At 68.6% G+C, this 17339-nt stretch carries 16 protein-coding genes; 2 read left to right on the top strand and 14 right to left on the bottom strand.

Features of this window, described 5'->3' with window-relative positions; genetic code table 11:
* Window positions 1-45 precede the first annotated feature (45 nt).
* Window positions 46-1113 carry a threonine aldolase family protein gene (locus AC6LJ9_RS23440; RefSeq protein WP_498149412.1) on the bottom strand — a complete coding sequence of 356 codons (1068 nt, stop codon included), beginning with the start codon at window positions 1111-1113 and terminating at the stop codon, window positions 46-48.
* Window positions 1114-1241: 128 nt separating this feature from the next.
* Between AC6LJ9_RS23440 and AC6LJ9_RS23435 the strand changes: the two genes are divergently transcribed.
* Window positions 1242-2096, top strand: a complete 855-nt coding sequence (locus tag AC6LJ9_RS23435) for a class II glutamine amidotransferase (RefSeq protein ID WP_212315187.1) — start codon at window positions 1242-1244, stop codon at window positions 2094-2096.
* Window positions 2097-2169: 73 nt separating this feature from the next.
* On the opposite strand, the gene dapD is transcribed toward AC6LJ9_RS23435, so the two are convergent.
* From dapD to AC6LJ9_RS23375, 12 genes are all read right to left on the bottom strand, one after another.
* Entirely contained in the window at window positions 2170-3153 is a 984-nt protein-coding gene (dapD, locus tag AC6LJ9_RS23430; protein WP_212315184.1) for a 2,3,4,5-tetrahydropyridine-2,6-dicarboxylate N-succinyltransferase, read from the bottom strand.
* A gap of 41 nt (window positions 3154-3194) precedes the next feature.
* Complete coding sequence (locus tag AC6LJ9_RS23425) at window positions 3195-3542, bottom strand: type II toxin-antitoxin system PemK/MazF family toxin (RefSeq protein ID WP_498149411.1); 348 nt, start codon at window positions 3540-3542, stop codon at window positions 3195-3197.
* Window positions 3542-3787, bottom strand: a complete 246-nt coding sequence (locus tag AC6LJ9_RS23420; protein WP_103272167.1) for an AbrB/MazE/SpoVT family DNA-binding domain-containing protein — start codon at window positions 3785-3787, stop codon at window positions 3542-3544. The genes AC6LJ9_RS23425 and AC6LJ9_RS23420 overlap by 1 nt, the downstream gene beginning before the upstream one ends.
* Before the next feature lie 222 nt (window positions 3788-4009).
* The gene (locus AC6LJ9_RS23415; RefSeq protein WP_498149410.1) at window positions 4010-5140 is read right to left on the bottom strand and encodes a M20 family metallopeptidase; all 1131 of its coding nucleotides are present in this window, start codon (window positions 5138-5140) and stop codon (window positions 4010-4012) included.
* Between the two features lie 37 nt (window positions 5141-5177).
* Window positions 5178-6083: a prolyl oligopeptidase family serine peptidase gene (locus tag AC6LJ9_RS23410; protein ID WP_498149409.1), complete on the bottom strand. Its 906-nt coding sequence runs from the start codon at window positions 6081-6083 to the stop codon at window positions 5178-5180.
* Between the two features lie 9 nt (window positions 6084-6092).
* On the bottom strand, window positions 6093-7103 hold the full coding sequence (locus AC6LJ9_RS23405) for an ABC transporter ATP-binding protein (protein WP_498149408.1): 1011 nt from the start codon (window positions 7101-7103) through the stop codon (window positions 6093-6095).
* Complete coding sequence (locus AC6LJ9_RS23400) at window positions 7100-8083, bottom strand: ABC transporter ATP-binding protein (protein WP_498149407.1); 984 nt, start codon at window positions 8081-8083, stop codon at window positions 7100-7102. Before AC6LJ9_RS23400 ends, AC6LJ9_RS23405 begins: the two co-directional genes overlap by 4 nt.
* A 132-nt stretch (window positions 8084-8215) precedes the next feature.
* Window positions 8216-9133 carry an ABC transporter permease gene (locus tag AC6LJ9_RS23395; RefSeq protein ID WP_212315166.1) on the bottom strand — a complete coding sequence of 306 codons (918 nt, stop codon included), beginning with the start codon at window positions 9131-9133 and terminating at the stop codon, window positions 8216-8218.
* Between the two features lie 5 nt (window positions 9134-9138).
* Window positions 9139-10116, bottom strand: coding sequence for an ABC transporter permease (locus AC6LJ9_RS23390; RefSeq protein ID WP_212315163.1), 978 nt, complete (start codon window positions 10114-10116; stop codon window positions 9139-9141).
* Window positions 10117-10162: 46 nt separating this feature from the next.
* Window positions 10163-11800: an ABC transporter substrate-binding protein gene (locus AC6LJ9_RS23385; protein WP_498149406.1), complete on the bottom strand. Its 1638-nt coding sequence runs from the start codon at window positions 11798-11800 to the stop codon at window positions 10163-10165.
* Between the two features lie 66 nt (window positions 11801-11866).
* Entirely contained in the window at window positions 11867-12841 is a 975-nt protein-coding gene (locus AC6LJ9_RS23380; RefSeq protein ID WP_498149405.1) for a M14 family metallopeptidase, read from the bottom strand.
* Window positions 12842-12897: 56 nt separating this feature from the next.
* On the bottom strand, window positions 12898-14298 hold the full coding sequence (locus tag AC6LJ9_RS23375) for a M20 family metallopeptidase (RefSeq protein ID WP_498149404.1): 1401 nt from the start codon (window positions 14296-14298) through the stop codon (window positions 12898-12900).
* A gap of 197 nt (window positions 14299-14495) precedes the next feature.
* Here AC6LJ9_RS23375 and AC6LJ9_RS23370 point away from each other — a divergent pair, with 197 nt between their 5' ends.
* Window positions 14496-15404, top strand: a complete 909-nt coding sequence (locus AC6LJ9_RS23370; protein ID WP_498149403.1) for a LysR family transcriptional regulator — start codon at window positions 14496-14498, stop codon at window positions 15402-15404.
* A gap of 40 nt (window positions 15405-15444) precedes the next feature.
* On the opposite strand, the gene AC6LJ9_RS23365 is transcribed toward AC6LJ9_RS23370, so the two are convergent.
* Window positions 15445-17058 carry an ABC transporter substrate-binding protein gene (locus tag AC6LJ9_RS23365; RefSeq protein WP_498149402.1) on the bottom strand — a complete coding sequence of 538 codons (1614 nt, stop codon included), beginning with the start codon at window positions 17056-17058 and terminating at the stop codon, window positions 15445-15447.
* Window positions 17059-17339: the final 281 nt, after the last annotated feature.

The raw sequence follows: 17339 nt of genomic DNA, 5'->3' as shown, positions 1-17339 counted from the left end.
GCTCACGCAGGCAATCCCCATGCAGGCGGTCTCATGCAGGCAACGTCATGCGCGCGCCACGGCGGCGCGCAGTGCCGACAGGAAGTGATCCACGTCCTGTTCGCGCGTGGCGAACGAAGTGACCAGGCGCACGATGCCCGGGCCCCAGCGGTCATGGTAGAAGCCGAAGCCCTGCGCCAGCAGGCTGTCGAGGGCGGCAGCGGGCAGGCGGCAGAACAGGATGTTGGCATCGGCGCGGCCCTGCAGCGCCACGCCGGGCAGGCCTTCCATGCCGGCCGCCAGGCGCCGCGCCATGGCATTGGCCTGGCGCGCGTTGCGCAGCCACAGATCGCCGTCCAGATAGGCCTGCATCTGCGCCGACAGCAGGCGCATCTTGGAAAACAGATGGCCGCCGCGCTTGCGGCGGAACGCCAGCGCCTTGGCCGGCGCGGGATCGAACAGCACGATGGCCTCCACGCCCAGCGCGCCATTCTTGGTGGCGCCGAAGGACAGCGCGGTCACGCCCGCCTTCCAGGTCATCTCGGCCGGGCTGCAATCCAGGCTGACCAGCGCGTTGGCGAAGCGCGCGCCGTCCATGTGCAGCGGCAGTCCCGCGTCGCGGCAGACGGCGCCGATGGCGCGCAGCTCGTCCAGCGTGTAGACGCCGCCGGTCTCGGTGGCCTGGGTGATGCTGACGCAGGACGGCTGCATCGAATGCACATCGCCCGCCTTGCGGCGCGCCTCGACGGCCAGCTGCGCGGGATCGATCTTGGCGTCGGCGCCGCCCAGCAGCGTCAGGCGCGCGCCGCCGGTGTAGAACTCGGGAGCGCCGCATTCGTCGTTGGCGATATGGCTTTGCGCATGGCACAGCACGCTGCCCCAGGGCGGCGTCAGCGCCGAGAGGCTGAGCGAATTGGCGGCGGTGCCGGTTGGCACCAGCAGCACGTCGACCTCGCGCTCGAAGATGTCGGCCAGCTGGCGGCGCACTTGCGCCGAACCCTCGTCGGCGCCGTAGGGTTGCGCCTGGCCGTGGCCGGCCGCCGCCAGCGCGGCCAGGATCTCAGGGCTGGCGCCGGCGATGTTGTCGCTGGAAAAACCCATCTGCGGGGCGTCGGGAGAGGCGGGCGTGTGCAAGGCGGGACTCCGGGGAATGATTCGGGGATAGACCCCGACTATGCCGCGCGCCGGCCCGCCGCGCTTGTAGAAAATTGCGGCCTGCTCCTACACTGGCCCGCAAGGAACGCGTATAGAAGGAGCATCCCATGTGCCGCTGGCTCGCTTATACCGGCAGTCCCCTGCAGATGGAGCGCGTGCTGTTCAAGGCGCGCCATTCCCTGATCGACCAGAGCCTGCACGCGCGGCTGGGCGCCACCACCACCAACGGCGACGGCTTCGGGCTGGGCTGGTACGCCCGCCCGGCGGCGGACGGCTCCCTGGAACCGCCGTTCCGCTACCGCAGCGTGCATCCGGCCTGGAACGACCGCAACCTGCGCGAGGCCGCGCGCGCCATTCATTCCTCGCTGTTCGTGGCGCACATCCGCGCCGCCACCGACACGCCGGCGCAGGAAACCAACTGCCATCCGTTCCGCCATGGCAACTGGCTGTTCGTGCACAACGGCCTGATCCGCGACTTTCCGCTGCTGCGGCGCGACCTGATGCTGATGATCGCGCCGGCGTATTTCGGCTCGCTCGAAGGGTCGACCGATTCCGAGCTGATGTTCCTGCTGGCGCTGAGCTTCGGCCTGGAGGAAGACCCGCTGCCGGCGCTGGCGCGCATGGTGGGGGCGGTGGAAGAGACCGGGCGCCGCCATGGCGTGGCGCAGCCCATCAACATGACGGTGTGCGCGCTGGATGGCGAGCGCATGATCGCGGTGCGCTATTCCAGCGAGCGCGAGTCGCGCACGCTGTTCCACAATACCTGCGTGCAGCACCTGCGCCAGCTGTATCCCGACGATCCGCAGATCGCGGCGCTGGACGATGACACCTTCCTGCTGCTGTCCGAACCGCTGACCGACATGGCGGATGCCTGGGAGGAAGTGCCCGAATCCACCGCGCTGATCGCCGCGCGCGGCGAGCTGCGGCATTTTCCGTTCGCGCCGATCGCACCTGGCGCCTGATGGGCGCGCCTGAGGCTTGATGTGATGGAGCGCGTCCGGCGCCAGCCGTGGCGCAGGAGCGATCCGTTGCGGCCTAGTGGCCGCTGTGCAGCGCCGGGTTGAGCGTGCCCCAGGCGGCCGTGCGCACCAGCGCCTCGACGGCGCCGGTCTGCGAGTTGCGGCGGAACAGCAGCCCGTGCTGGCCGGCCAGCGACACCGCCTTGACCACCGCGCCCTCGGGCGTGAGCACGCGCGTGCCGGCGGTGATGTAGCAGCCGGCCTCGACCACGCAGTCGTCGCCCAGCGAGATGCCGATGCCGGAATTCGCGCCCAGCAGGCAGCGCTTGCCGATCGATACCACCTGCTTGCCGCCGCCGGACATGGTGCCCATGATGGACGCGCCGCCGCCGATGTCGCTGCCATCGTCGACGATGACGCCGGCGCTGATGCGGCCCTCGACCATGGAGGCGCCCAGCGTGCCGGCGTTGAAATTGCAGAAGCCTTCATGCAGCACCGTGGTGCCGGGCGACAGGTGCGCGCCCAGCCGCACGCGGGCCGTGTCGGCGATGCGCACGCCTTGCGGCACCACGTAGTCGGTCATGCGCGGGATCTTGTCCACGCCACGGATTTCCAGCGTCTGGCCGGTGGCGCGCAGGTGCCAGCGCAGCGCGTCGATCTGGTCCACCGGGCAGGGGCCGGCCGAGGTCCAGGCCACGTTGGACAGCACGTTGAACAGGCCGTCCAGGTTGGCGTCGTGCGGGCGGATCAGGCGATGGCTGAGCAGATGCAGCCGCAGGTAGGCGTCATGCGCGTCCGCCGGCGGTTCATCCAGCGAGGCGATGGCGGTGCGCACGGCCACGATCTCAACCTTGCGGCGCGTGTCGCGCGCCAGGGCCGTCGGCACATGCTCGCCCAGCGCCGCGCGCGCTTCCTCGGGCGTCAGGTGGCGGGTGCCGCCGGCGGGCGTGTGATCGGCCAGCGAGGGGCGCGGATACCAGGTATCCAGGATGGCGCCATCGGCGGCCAGGGTGGCCAGGCCGTAGGCGACGGCGCTGACGGGGGCGGAAGGGTCGGGCATGGTGGGTCTGCGGGATGAAAACGGCATGCGCCGCGCGGGAGTCAAGGACGCATTATCGCTTCAAGCCGAGCCCAGACTTCATCGACGAGGTACGCGGGCACTGACTCTTTTCGTTTGGCCTGCCGCACGCGCCAATCCAGTGACTTCAGTTGATGGCAATGGATGTTGCCCGTCGTCGCGGTCCCCGTGCCCATCAGCGTGACCACCGTGCCATGAGTGCGTTGTTCGGTGGCCTGACCTTGTGAAATCGGACAGATCATCGCGAGTCCAAGTTGATTGAACTCCTTGTGGCTGACGACTAGTCCGTAGTGCGGACCCGTCATTTCCCTGCCGGCAGCGGGATCAAACTGTAGATGCACGATATCGCCGTGGCTGGGCACGTATGTCATCAGTTGCGCTCCCGTCCGACAGCGGGCATGTCGTCCCAGCCGTCGGCTCGGGGCAGCCCATCCGGCATTTCAGCCAGGAGGTCGGTGAGCGCATAGCGCGGACGCGCTGGCGGTTCGATAGTGAGCCGCCGGCCGGACATGTGGAGTTCGACCTGGGAGCCTTCACGCAGCCCGTTCTGGTCGATGTATGCCTTGGGGATGGTCATCACGAGCGAACCTCCTGCCTTGCGTAGAGTTTGACGCATGGAAGTCTCCCATATTGATGAGGGATGCGGAGCCTGAGTGCGCCATTTATAGCACTATTTATCCTACAAAAATAGGATGTCGATGGCGCAAAATGATCGTGCCCGACGCATCTGTCAGAGCTCGCCCAGGCCCGATGCCGCGGATCCGGCTCCGCTGGTCCGCCAGCATGCCCGCTTGAGGGGAGCGCCCTGGGGGAAGTGCGTAGCGCTTCGGGGGGCCTTCTACTCCAATTCCTTCAACAGCAATTCCCAGAACTTCAGCCGCTGCTCCAGCGTCGACACCAGGATGTACTCATGCAGCGTGTGCGCGCCGTCGCCGTCCGCGCCCAGGCCGTCCAGCGTGGGCACGCCCATGGCCGAGGTGAAGTTGGCGTCGCTGCCGCCGCCGGTCATGGGCGCGTCTTCCAGCAGGAAGCCGGCGCGCTCGGCGTAGCCCTGGACCAGCGCCAGCAGGGCGGCGGCGGCCTCGGTCTTGACCATGGGCGGGCGGTTCAGCTCGACGTCGATGTCCAGCTCCACGTCCGGACCCACGGCGCACAGCTCGCGCATGCGGCGCAGCACGTCCTCGGCCGCGCCCATGTCGGGCACGCGGAAGTCCACCACGCAGCGGCAGTGCGCCGGCACGGTGTTGGTGACGGTGCCGCCGGCGATGGTGCCCACGCTCACGGTGATGCCGCGCTCGTAGTCGGTCATGGCTTCCAGCGCCAGCACCTGGTGCGCCATTTCGCGGATGGCGCTGCGACCCTTGTCGTGGTTCATGCCAGCGTGCGCCGGACGGCCCTTGACGTTCAGGTTCAGCATGCCGGTGCCCTTGCGCGCGGTCACGCACTTGCCGCCGTTGGCGCGCGCCGGCTCGCACACCAGCGCGTACTTGGCGTTGGCGGCGTAGCGCTCGATGTGGGCGCGCGACGCATGGCTGCCGGTCTCTTCGTCCGGCACCACCAGGAAGTCCACGGGCAGGCGCGTGTCGCCGGGGCGGGCCACGGTGGCCAGCGCCGACAGGGCCAGGTAGATGCCGGCCTTCATGTCGTAGCTGCCCGGGCCGTACAGGCGGTCGCCCTCGACGCGCACCGGGTTGTCCTTGAGCGTGCCCACCGGATGCACGGTGTCCATGTGGGCCAGGATCAGGATGCCGGGACGGTCGTCGCCGTCGGCGCGGTTGGTGGCGTACAGCAGCGGTCCGGTGTCCGGGCCGATGGCGGACAGTTCCACCTTCAGGCCGGCGGCCTCGGCCTGGCCGGCGATGATGCGGGCCATGGCGGCGATGCCGTCGGGATAGTTGGAGGGCGATTCGCAAAGCAGCCAGGACTGGATGCCGGAGACGAGCTGTTCGGTGCTGAGGGTCGAGGACATGGCGGTATCGGGTATCGGCTAGGCGGAAGGGAAACGATCAGGCGACCTGCTGGCCGGCCAGGCGGGCCAGCTCGGCGTCGTCGGGCATGCGGCCGTCGAACCAGAGGCTGGCGCAGACGGCCGACATGGCGCGGCCGTCGTGGCCGATGCCGGGCACCACCTGCAGCGTCCAGTTGAACGGCACGCCGCGGCGCTCGGCTTCCTTGCGGCCGGCCTCGAAGTAGTTCTGCGCGCGCGCAAAACGGTGCGGGCCCTGGCGCATGGCGGCGGGTTCCGAGGGCAGGTTGGGATCGTCGGTGGCGATGTCCTGGTCGCCGGCCAGGATGGTCATGGGATAGGCCAGCAGCTTGACCAGGTGATCCTCGGTCAGGCCGACGCCGGCCATGCCTTCGGGGAAGGGGTGGTCGAAGGTCGGCAGCGTGTACCAACCGGGGTTGCCCGCGGCCACGGCCTTGAACGGCGCGTGCGACTGGCTGCTCATCAGCCGGTGCACGAACTGGCCGCCGGCGGAGTGGCCGAATAGATGGACGTTCTGGCCGTCGGTGATCTCGGCGGCGATCAGGTCGCGCACCACGCTGCCCACCAGCGCATAGGTCCAGCCGTCGATGTGGCGCGGATTGCCGCCGGCCGAGAACACGCGGCCGTTGTTGTAGCTTTCGACGCCGGGCCAGATCTCGTTGGAGAAGGTCAGCGCCACGATCAGCAGCTTGTGCTTGTCGGCGGCCGGCACCCAGAAGTCGCGGTATTCGTCGCCGTTGCGCAGCACGCCGTGCTGCACGATCACGACCGGACGGTCGGGCGTGTAGCCATAGGGGCGGTAGGTCTGCAGCTTGAACGGACGGTCGGCGTTGCGGTCGTCGTCGATGTAGGGAATGGCGTTGCGGCCGGCATGGCCCAGTTCAATGGCGATGCGGTCGACGTTGGTGAGTTCGGCAGGTTTCATGGCGACGTGTCAGGCGGTGGCTTCGTTCAGATGGCAGGCCGACCAGTGGCCCGGCGAGATTTCCTTCAGGACCGGCGCCTGCTCGCGGCAGCGCGGCATGGCGTGCGGACAGCGCGGGTTGAAGGTACAGCCCGGCGGCGGATTCAGCGGCGACGGGATTTCGCCCTTGATGGGCGTGAACTTGCGGCCGCGCCGGCCCACGTCCGGCACCTCGGCCATCAGGGCCTGGGTATAGGGGTGGTTGGCGCGCGCGAAGATCTCGGCGGCGGTCGAGATCTCGACGATCTTGCCCAGGTACATGATGGCGACGCGGTCGGAGATGTGCTTGACCACGCCCAGGTCATGACTGATGAACAGGTAGGTGAAGCCGTGCTGTTCGCGCAGATCCATGAACAGGTTGATCACCTGCGCCTGGATCGATACGTCCAGCGCGGCCACCGGCTCGTCGCAGACCAGGAACTTGGGCGCCACCATCAGCGCGCGGGCGATGCCGATGCGCTGGCGCTGGCCGCCGGAGATCTGGTGCGGGAAACGATCGCGGTATTCGCGGTCCAGGCCGACCTCGGACAGCGCCTGGTCGATGCGCGCGGGGATGTCGGCCGGCGGCGCCAGCTTGTGCACCTTCAGCGCCTCGCCCAGGATCTGGCGCAGCCGCTGGCGCGGGTTCAGCGAGGCCTGCGGATCCTGGAAGATCATCTGCACGCCCAGCGTGTAGGCCAGCTTGTCGGCGCCGCGCAGGCGGGCCGCGTCGCGGCCCTGGTACAGCAGCTCGCCCTCGGTCTGGCGATGCAGCCCGGCCACCACGCGGCCCAGCGTGGACTTGCCGCAGCCCGATTCGCCCACCAGGCCGACCACCTCGCCTCGGCGGATGGACAGGTCCACGCCGTTGACGGCGTAGACGGTGCGGCGGTCGATGGGACGGCCGGCCAGGGCCAGGATGCGCTGGGCCAGGTCGGGGCGTTGCTCGAAGCGCTTGTGGACGTTCTTCAGCTCGATGACGGGAGTATCGGCTTGGTTCATGCTTGCTCGGCCTCGCGGGCGATCGGTACGTAGCAGCGGAAGCTGCGCGGGCCTTCGGTGGTGACGGTGGGGGCTTGCTCGGTGCAGCGCGTGACCGCGCTGGGACAGCGCGGCCGGAACGCACAGCCCGAGGGGCGGCCGGACAGGCTAGGCGCCATGCCGTTGATCTGGTGCAGGCGCGCGCCGGGCTGCGTGGCGCCGGGCATCGAGTCCAGCAGGCCGCGCGTGTACGGATGGCGCGGCGCTTCCAGCACCTGTTCGACCGGGCCGCTCTCGACGATGCGGCCGGCATACATGACGGCCACGCGGTCGGCCAGTTCGGCGACCACGCCCAGGTCGTGGGTGATCCAGATCAGCGCGGTGTTGTGCTGGCGGCAGATCTCCTGCATGCGGTAGAGGATCTGGCCCTGGATGGTGACGTCCAGCGCGGTGGTGGGCTCGTCGCAGATGATCAGGTCGGGCTTGTTCAGCATGGCGATGGCGATGGCCACGCGCTGGCGCATGCCGCCGGAGAACTCGTGCGGATAGCTCTTCAGGCGTGTTTCGGGCGAGGGGATGCCCACCATCTCCAGCGCCTCGCGGCAGCGCTCGAGCGCTGCGGCGCGCGGCACGTCCGCGTGCGTCTGGATGGCTTCCATCATCTGTTCGCCGATGCGCAGCACCGGGTTCAGCGTCATCAGCGGATCCTGGAAGATCATCGCGATGCGGTCGCCGCGCAGCTGGCGCATCTGTTCTTCGCTGTACTTGCGCAGGTCCTGGCCCTTGAAGCGGACCTCGCCCTCGACCACTTCCCCGGGGGGATCGATCAGGCCCAGCAGCGAAAAGCCGGTCACGGACTTGCCCGAGCCGGACTCGCCGACCAGGCCGACGATCTCGCCGCGGCGCACGGTCAGGTCGACGCCGTCGACGGCCGGCCAGGCGCCGGCTTCGGTATGGAATGCGGTGCGCAGGCCGCGCACCTCTAGAATGGTCTCGCTCATGTCAGTCATCCATTGCGCAAACCGCCACGCAGGTATCGGGTGTCGCTCCATCGGGGTGCCGCGGAGCCGGCTTCGCCGGTCCGCCAGCACGCCCCCTCGAGGGGGAAGCGCGCAGCGCTTCGGGGGGGGGCCTCATCTTTTCGGATCCAGGCTTTCACGCAGGCGGTCGCCAACGATATTGATGGACAGGATCAGCAGCAGCAGGGCGATGCCCGGGAACAGGCTGATCCAGTAGTCGCCCGAGAGCAGGTACTGAAAGCCGTTGGAGATCAACAGGCCCAGCGACGGCTCGGTGATGGGCACGCCCACGCCCAGGAAGGACAGCGTGGCTTCCAGCGCGATCGCGGTCGCGATCTGGATGGTGGCGAACACCATGACCGGGCCCAGGCAGTTCGGCAGCAGGTGGAAGGCCATGATGCGCCAGGCCGGGAAGCCCAGGTTGGCGGCGGCCTCCACGTATTCCTTGCGCCGTTCCTGCAGCGCGCGGCCGCGCATGATGCGCGCGTAGTGGCCCCATTGCACCAGCACCAGCGCCAGGATCACCTTGTCCACGCCGCGCCCCATCACCACCAGCAGCACCAGCGCCACCAGGATGGTCGGAAAGCCCAGGATGAAGTCCACGATGCGCATCAGGATGGTGTCGACCACGCCGCCCATGTAGGCGGCCACCAGGCCAACGGCGCCGCCCACGGCGGTGGCCAGCACCACGGCGGACAGGCCCACCATCAGGCTGATGCGCAGGCCATACAGGATGGCGCTGAGCATGTCGCGGCCCTGGTCGTCGGTGCCCAGCCAGGCGATGCTGCCGTCCATCAGCGCCTGGCGCGGCGCCAGGCGGCCGTCCATGAGCGAGAGGTTGGCGAGGTCGTAGGGGTTCTGCGGCGCGAAGTAGGGCGCGAACACCACCAGGATGATCAGCACGGCCAGCGCGATGGCCGAGCCGCGCACGGTGGGCCGCGAGCGCAGTTTCTTCAGGATGGAGGCGCGCTTGGGCGTGTCCGCCAGGGGCTGGGCGGTGCGGGTGCGGCCGGGATTGGGAGATTGAGCCATGACGATTATTGAGCGGGGGTCACGAGCTGCACGCGCGGGTCGAGCGCGGCGTACAGGATGTCCACGACCAGGTTGATGACCACGAAGATCAGGGTGACCAGCATCACGTAGGCCACCACCACGGGGCGGTCCAGCTGGTAGACGCTGTCGATCAGCAGCTTGCCCATGCCGGGCCAGGCGAACACCGTCTCGGTGATGGTGGAGTACGCGATCAGCGTGCCGAATTCCATGCCGATCACGGTCACCACGGGGATCAGGATGTTGCGCAGGATGTGGCGGCGCACGATGCGGCCCGGCTTGACGCCCTTGGCGCGCGCGAACTTCACGTAGTCCTGGCTGCGCGCCTCGACCACGCCCGAGGCGGTCAGGCGCAGCACCAGCGCGATGTTGGCCAGCGCCAGGTTGATGGCCGGCATGATCAGGTGCGACCAGCCGTCGGCGGTCAGGATCGACAGCCGCACGCCCAGCACGGTGACGGTGTCGCCGCGGCCCGTGGCCGGCAGCCAGCCCAGCCACACGGCGAACAGCAGGATCAGCATCATGCCTTGCCAGAAGTTGGGCAGCGAGAAGCCCAGCACCGACGAGGCCATGATGCCGCGGCCCAGCGGCTCGTCGCGGTACAGGCCGGCGACCAGCCCCAGCGGGATGCCGATGATACAGGTCAGCCCGATGGCTACGACCACCAGTTCAAAGGTGGCCGGGATGCGCTGCACGATCAGCTCGATGGCGGGGATGCCGTGGACGAAGGACACGCCCAGGTCGCCGTGCAGCGCGCGCCACAGGAAGCCTGTGTACTGCTGCCACACGGGCAGGTCCAGCCCGAGGCGGGCGATCATGGCTTCGCGGGCGGCCTGGCTGGCCTCGGGGCTGACCAGCAGCTCGATCGGGTCGCCCACGGCATACACCGCGAAGAAGACCACGACCGAGACGGCCAGCAGTACGAACAGGCTCTGTATCAACCTGCGCAAGATGAATAGGGCCACTTGATATTTCCTTGGTGGGCTCGGGAGTTGCGGGCGCCAGGCGGGGCTACTTGGCGGGCTTGGCCGACATGGCCAGGGTGTACTGATCGGCGCGGCCTTCGTAGGTCAGGCCCTTGCGGTACGCCCAGATGCTGCTTTCGAAGTGCAGCGGGATGCTGGGCAGGTCCGCCAGCGCGATCGCCAGCGCTTCCTGCAGCAGCTTCTCGCGCGCGGCCGGGTCCACCGTGACCAGGGCGCGCTTGAAGACCTGGTCGAATGCCGGGTTGTCGTAGCCGCCGTAGTTGCTGGTGCCCAGGCCGTGTTCCTTGTCGAACGCGGAGACCCAGTATTGCAGGAAAGACGAGGCTTCGCCCGTTTCCGACGACCAGCCGCCCATGGCGAAGCTGAACTCGCGCTTGGCGCGCTTGGGGAAGTAGATCGAGCGCGTCATCGCGTCGACCGAGGCCTTGATGCCCACGCGCGACAGGTACTGCGCCACCGCCTGCGAGATCTGGGCGTCGTTGATGTAGCGGTCGTTGGTGGACGACACGGCCAGCTCGAAGCCGTTCGGGTAGCCGGCCTCGGCCAGCAGCTTCTTGGCGCCTTCGGGGTCGTACTTGAGTTCAGGCGGCTGCGGCAGCGTGCCGAACATGCCGTCGGGCAGGAACTGGTTGGCCGGGGTGGCGGCGCCGTCCATGATGCGGGCGGCGATGGCCTTGCGGTCGATGGCCATGGAAATGGCGCGTCGCACGCGCACGTCCTGCAGCGGGTTCTTGCCGTCGGCGGCCTTGACCGTGGGGCTGGGCGAGCGCGCCACGTCGAACTGGAAGTACACCACGCGCACGGACGGCGTGATCACGTAGCCGAAGCCCGGCGTTTCCGAGATGCGCTTGACGTCGCGCGCGGCGGGGTTCTCGATCAGGTCGAAGTCGCCGGCCAACAGGCCCGTCAGGCGCGGACCGGCCGACGGCGAGGGGATCAGCTTGACCTCGCCCCAGGCCGGCTTGTCGCCCCAGTAGCCTTCGTTGCGGGTCAGTTCGATGGCGCTGCCCTTCACATAGGACTTGAGCGTGTAGGGGCCGGTGCCGATGGCGGACTTGCCGCCGTTGAAGTCGGCCACGGTGGGCCAGGGGCCGGTCACGCCGCAGCCGTTCTTCAAGTCGAACGTGATAGGGCCGTGCTGCACGATGCCGCTCCACAACATGGGCATGCGGCTCATGTCGTTGGGCAGCAGCGGATAGGGCAGGCGCGTCTTGATGACCAGCGTGTCGTCGCCGCGCGCTTCGACGCTGGCGAACTTCTGCACCACGGCGGGGTGGGAGCCGCCGATGGACTGCTCGTTGTTCATCACGCGGCACAACGTGAAGATCACGTCCTGCGGGGTGAAGGGCTGGCCGTTGGAGAACTTGGCGCCCTGGCGCAGCGTGAATTCCCAGGTGGTGTCGTCCACCGCCTTCCAGGCCGTGGCCAGGCGCGGGATCAGCTTCATGGCCGCGTCCTGGCCGACCAGCGTCTCGAACACGTGCGAGACCATCGCGTCGTTGGGCGTGACCTGATGGTAGTGCGGGTCCATCGCGGTGGGTTCGGACGACAGGCCGATGCGCAGCGCGCCGGCCTGGGCCAGCGCGGCGGTGGGACAGGCGGCCAGCGCGGCGGCCAGAGCACAGGCGGCCGGGAGCAGGCGTTGGATGATCTTGGCAGGCATGTGTTTTCCCCTTGTAGGTGTTGTGGTGTGTCGCGGGCGGCGTCCTCTGGGGGGCGCCTGCCGTATTCAGGCGGCGATGGGCTGCGCCAGCCGGACCACCGTCACGCCCGGGCGCAGGTTGGCCGTGGACGGCATGATCAGCACGCAATCATCATAGGGCGTGACCACCGGCTCGCCCTCGGACCAGCCGATCAGGTCGCCGGCGCGCGGCAACGTCTCCAGCCCCTTCCAGGGCTGGGCGAAGCGGAAGTCAGCGCTCTTGGCGGCCACGGCATGCGTGACGCGCAGCGCGCGCTGCGCGCCGGCGTCCGGCGCGAACCAGGCGGCCGGCAGGTCGGCGCGGTCCACGGTGCCGGCGGCGAGCAGGAAGCGGGCCAGCTGGTCCAGCGCCACGCCGTGCGCCTCGGGCGCGCCATGGAAACCGCATTCGATCAGCAGCGAGCGGGTGCCGTTGTCGCCGGCCTCGCCGAAGCGGCCGTAGTCGCGCATGCGCACGCCGGCGGCATGGCCGGCGTCGGCGATGATGGTGGCGGGGTTGCCCAGCGCCAGCGCCAGGTCGATGTTGCGCTGTTCCATGCCGGTCAGCTGCAGCGGCACGTCGGAATTGCTCATCGAGTGGAAGTCCAGCAGCCAGTCGCTGCGTTCCACCCAGGGATGGATCTGGGCCGCGCGGCGGCGTTCCTGGCTGTTCGGCGCGGACAGCTTGTCCTCGCTCCAGACGCGGTTCATGTCCTCGTCGACGAAGCGCGCGGGCGCGTAGTTGGACGGGTCGAAGCGGTCGAAGGCGGCCAGGTTGCAGAAGGCCAGCGTCAGGCTGCCCCGGCGCGGACGCAGGCCGGCGGCCAGCGCGTCCTTGAGCGCCCAGGCGCCGCACAGTTCGTTGCCGTGGATCAGCGCGCTCAGCATGACGCGCTTGCCCGGCACGCCGGAATCGAAGTGCCACACCCCGGGGGTGTCCGTATTGCCGGCTCGCTCGGACGACAGGTCCGGACAGGCGAGCAGGAAGGGGCGCGGACTGGGCGCGGCGGCGGGTGTGGACATGAGGACTCCGATGAAGCGGGGGGATTGTATAGGGAAGAAAGTGGCCTGCGCGGCGGTCAGCCGGCCGTGGCCGCCTGGCGTTCGGCCAGCACGGCCGGGCCCTGCTCGCCCAGGTCCCAGAACAGGCCGGCCATGATGGCCATGGCCTGACGGGCGACCGGGGCCAGCAGATGTTCGTCCGGGCCGTGCTGGCAGCAGGCGGGGTAGGAATGCGGCACCCAGATCGTGGGCAGTCCCAGCACGTCCGAGAACGCGTCGTTGGGCACGGTGCCGCCCAGGTTGGGCAGGATGGCGGGTGCGGCGCCGGTGGTCGCGGCCAGCGATGCCGCGGCCCAGCGGGCCCAGGCGTCGTCCGGGTCCAGCCTGGTGGCGGGGGTGCCGCGGCGGACTTTGACCTGCACCTGGCCAAAGTCGTGCGCGTCCAGATGGGCGCGCAGGATGTCGCTGGCGGCGCGCCAGTCGGTGCCGACCACGAAGCGCAGGTTGCAGGTGGCGGCCGCGCGTCCGGGTATGGCGCCCACGGGATTGTCGGGATTGCCGGTCTTGTAGGCCAGCACTTCCAGCGTGTTCCAGCCGAACAGCCGTTCTGCGAGGCTCAGACCCGGCTCGCCCCAGTCCGGATCCGTTTCGGGCGCGTCGTCGTCGCGGCCGACCTCGATGGTGGCTAGCGCGCGGCGCACGGCGGCGGGGATGGGTGGCGGGCGCAGGCCGTCAACTTGCAGGCGGCCGCGCGCGTCGACCAGGCTGGCCAGCGCGTGCGCCAGGATCAGCCCGGGGTTGGGCAGCACGCCGCCCCAGTTGCCCGAGTGATGCGCATGGCTGCGCAGATTGACTTCCAGGTCGAACAGCAGCGTGCCGCGCGAACCGAGGAACAGCGTGGGCAGGTCCGCCGCCAGGCGCGGGCCGTCCGATGCGATGAAGACGTCGGCCTTCAAGGCGTCGCGCCACTGGCCGCAGGCCGCGTGCAGGCCGGGCGAGCCGACTTCCTCGCCGCATTCGACCAGCATGCGGGCGTTGAAGCCCAGGCGCCCGCCGCGCTCGGCCAGCACCTGTTCCAGCGCGGCCACGTTGATGCAGTACTGGCCCTTGTTGTCGGCCGTGCCGCGCCCGTACCAGCGCTCGCCTTCCTCGACCAGGGTCCAGGGTGACAGGCCGTCGCGCCATTGCTCGTCGTAGCCGCGCACCACGTCGCCGTGGGCATAGAGCAGCACGGTGGGCAGGTTGGCGGCCTCGATGCGCTCGGCCAGCAGGAAGGGCGGGCCGTCCTGCACGGGGTTGTCTTCGATGCGACAGGAAAATCCCAGGCCTTCCAGCCGGGGCGCCACGGCGGCGCGCAGGTAATCGTAGAGTTCGGGCCGCTGTTCGGGCGCCTGGCTGACGCTGCGGCGGGCGACCAGGCTCGCCAGGTCGCGGCGCAAGGCGCCGCCATCGGCATAGGCGAGCGCGCGTGCAATCACGGCCGTTCGGCTGGCGCTGGAAACTGCTGCTGACACGGTTGTCCCCTATGTGCCTGGCGCGTCGCTGGGCGCGCCCGCTTGGATGTATGGCCGGATTCTAGGAGCCGTGTGGCTTTCTCTACAATTAGAATATTTATCGATAGCTTTGCGAAAAAGGCAAAGATTGCTGGCACGGTCAATTCACCTGCGGGGGGAACATGCACGGTATCGCGTTGAGGTACTTTGTGGAGGTGGCCCAGGCGGGCAGCCTGAGCGGCGCGTCCGAGCGCCTGCATGTGGCGGTGTCGGCCATCAGCCGGCAGATCGCCAAGCTGGAAGAGCTGGCCGGCGCGCCGCTGTTCGAGCGCGCCGCGCGCGGCATGGTTCTCAGCGACGCCGGCCGGTTGCTGCTGACCCATGCGCGGCGCACCATGCTGGAATCTGAATCGGTGCTGCAGGAGATCGCGGCGCTCAGGGGGGCGGCGGACGACAAGATCCGCGTGGCGTCCGTCGCGGGCGTGGCGCGCACTTTCCTGCCGGCGGCCATGGCGCGTTTTCGCCAGAACTGGCCGGACATGCGCTTCGACCTGCACGTGGATGCGCCCCAGGAAGTCCTGCGGCGTGTGGCCGAGGGCGAGGCCGAGCTGTGCATGGCCTTCAACATGGAGCGCGCTGGCGGCCTGAACGTGCGCTACTCGCGCCGCGCGCCGGTCCATGCGGTGATGGCGGCCGACCATCCGCTGGCGGGCCGCGCCAGCGTGAGCCTGCAGGATCTGAGGGCCTACCCGATGGCGCTGACCGGACCCGACACGACGACTCGACGCCTGTTCGACCTGGGTTGCGAGCTGGAGTCGGTGCAGATCGAACCCACGCTGAGCTGCAACGATCCCTCGCCGCTGCATGGGTTCGTGTACGGCTCCGACGCCATCATGCTGGGCGGCTACATCTCGGTGACGCACAGCCTGGATCGCGATCAGCTCGTCGCGGTGCCGATCTCCAATGCCGAGCTGCAATCACGCACCTTGCAGATCCAGGTGATGCAGGGCCGCGTGCTGCCGCCCAAGACGGAGGCGTTCATCGCGTTGCTGTGCGGCGAGCTGGACGGGTTGCTGGCGGCCCAGCGGTAAAAAAAGCGCCCCGAGGGGCGCTTTTTCCTGGCGGCGCGAATTACTTCGCGTCAGGCTTGACCGAGGTGGCCAGCGTGAACTGGTCGCGGCGGCCTTCGTAGCTGATGCCCTTGCGGAACGCCCAGATGCTGCTTTCGAAGTGCAGCGGAATCAGCGGCACGTTGTCCAGCGCGATCTTGGTCGACTGCTGCAGCAGCGCTTCGCGCTTGGGCGCGTCGACCGTCACGATGGCCTGCTTGTAGACCTTGTCGAAGTCGGCGTTGGAGAAGCCGCCGTAGTTGCTGGTGCCCAGGCTGTTGGGCGAATCCAGCGAGGCCACCCACAGCTGGAACAGCGCCGAGGCCTCGCCCGTTTCCGCCGGCCAGCCGCCCATCGAGAAGCTGAACTCGCGCTTGGCGCGCTTGGGGAAGTAGATCGAGGCGGTCATCGCGTCGACCGTGGTCTTGATGCCGATGCGCGACAGGTACTGGGCCACGGCCTGGGCGATCTGGCCGTCGTTGACGTAGCGGTCGTTGGTGGACGAGATGGTCAGTTCGAAGCCGTTCGGGTAGCCGGCCTCGGCCAGCAGCTTCTTGGCGCCTTCGGGGTCGTACTTGATTTCCTCGGCCTTGGGCAGGGCGCCGAACATGCCGTCGGGCATGAACTGGTAGGCGGGCGTGGCCATGCCGTCCATGATGCGGGCGGTGATGGTCTTGCGGTCGATGGCCATGGAGATGGCCTTGCGCACGCGCAGGTCCTGCAGCGGATTCTTGCCGTCGGCGGCCTTCACGAAGGGGCTCTGGGCGCGGCCGATGTCGGGCTGGAAGAACACCAGGCGGGTCGAGGGCGTGGCCACGAAGCCGAACTTGGGGTTGTCCTTCAGGCGCTGCAAGTCGCGGGCGGCCGGGTTCTCGATCATGTCGAAGTCGCCCGACAGCAGGCCGGTCAGGCGCGGGCCGGCGGAAGGCACCGGCACGAACTTCACTTCCTTCCAGTAGGGCTTGGGACCCCAGTAGTTCTCGTTGCGGACCAGCTCGATGCCGGTGCCCTTGACGTAGGACTTCAGCGTGTAGGGGCCGGTGCCGATGGCGTCCTTGCCGTTGTTGAAGTCGGCCACGGTGGGCCAGGGGCCGGTCACGCCGCAGCCCTTCTTAGGGTCGAAGGTCAGCTTGCCGTGCTCGACGATGCCGTTCCAGACGATCGGCAGCGAGCGGGCCATTTCGGCGGGCATCAGCGGGAACGGGGCGCCGGTCTTGATGATGACCGTGTGCGCGTCGGGCGTCTGCACGTCGGTGATCAGCTTGGTCGTGTCCATGTAGGACTGCGACACGTTGGTCTCGTTGTTCAGCGTGCGGCAGATGGTGAACAGCACGTCCTCGGAGGTGAAGGGCTTGCCGTTCGAGAACTTGACGTCGTCGCGCAGCTTGAATTCCCAGGTCAGGTCGTCCAGGTTCTTCCACGAGGTGGCCAGGGCCGGCACCAGCTTCATGTCGGCGCTGCGGCCGACCAGCGAGCTGTAGACGTGCGCCGAGAACGCGTCGTTCTGGGTCATCTTGTGATAGTGGGGGTCCGCCGAGGTGGGTTCGGCCGACAGGCCGATCTTCAGCGTCTGGGCCTGGACGGCGGCCAGCGGAATGGCGGCGGCCGCGAGGGCCAGCGTGGTACGCAACTTCATGGTGACAACTCCGGATGGAAAACGAACCGGATCGTGCTTGAGGGAGTGACCTAGCGGGCCTGCCGGGGCTTACGGAGGGTCTTTGGCGCCAGGCACGACGGCAAGGGGCCGATTATCGGTAGGGGCTTCGCGCGCTGTCAATGCGCGGGGACAGGCTGCGGCGCTAGGGAAAACGCCGAGATGACAGGGAAAAACGGGAATGGACCGCGCGATCGCGCCGGTCTGGGCGGGAAATGCCGGGGAAATGAAAAACGCCGGGGCAGCCTCTCTTGAGGCTGCCC

The organism is Achromobacter sp. 1011811831, from assembly GCF_059760905.1.
The sequence above is the reverse complement of the archived record's forward strand: the minus strand, read 5'-3'. Positions and strand labels throughout refer to the sequence as shown.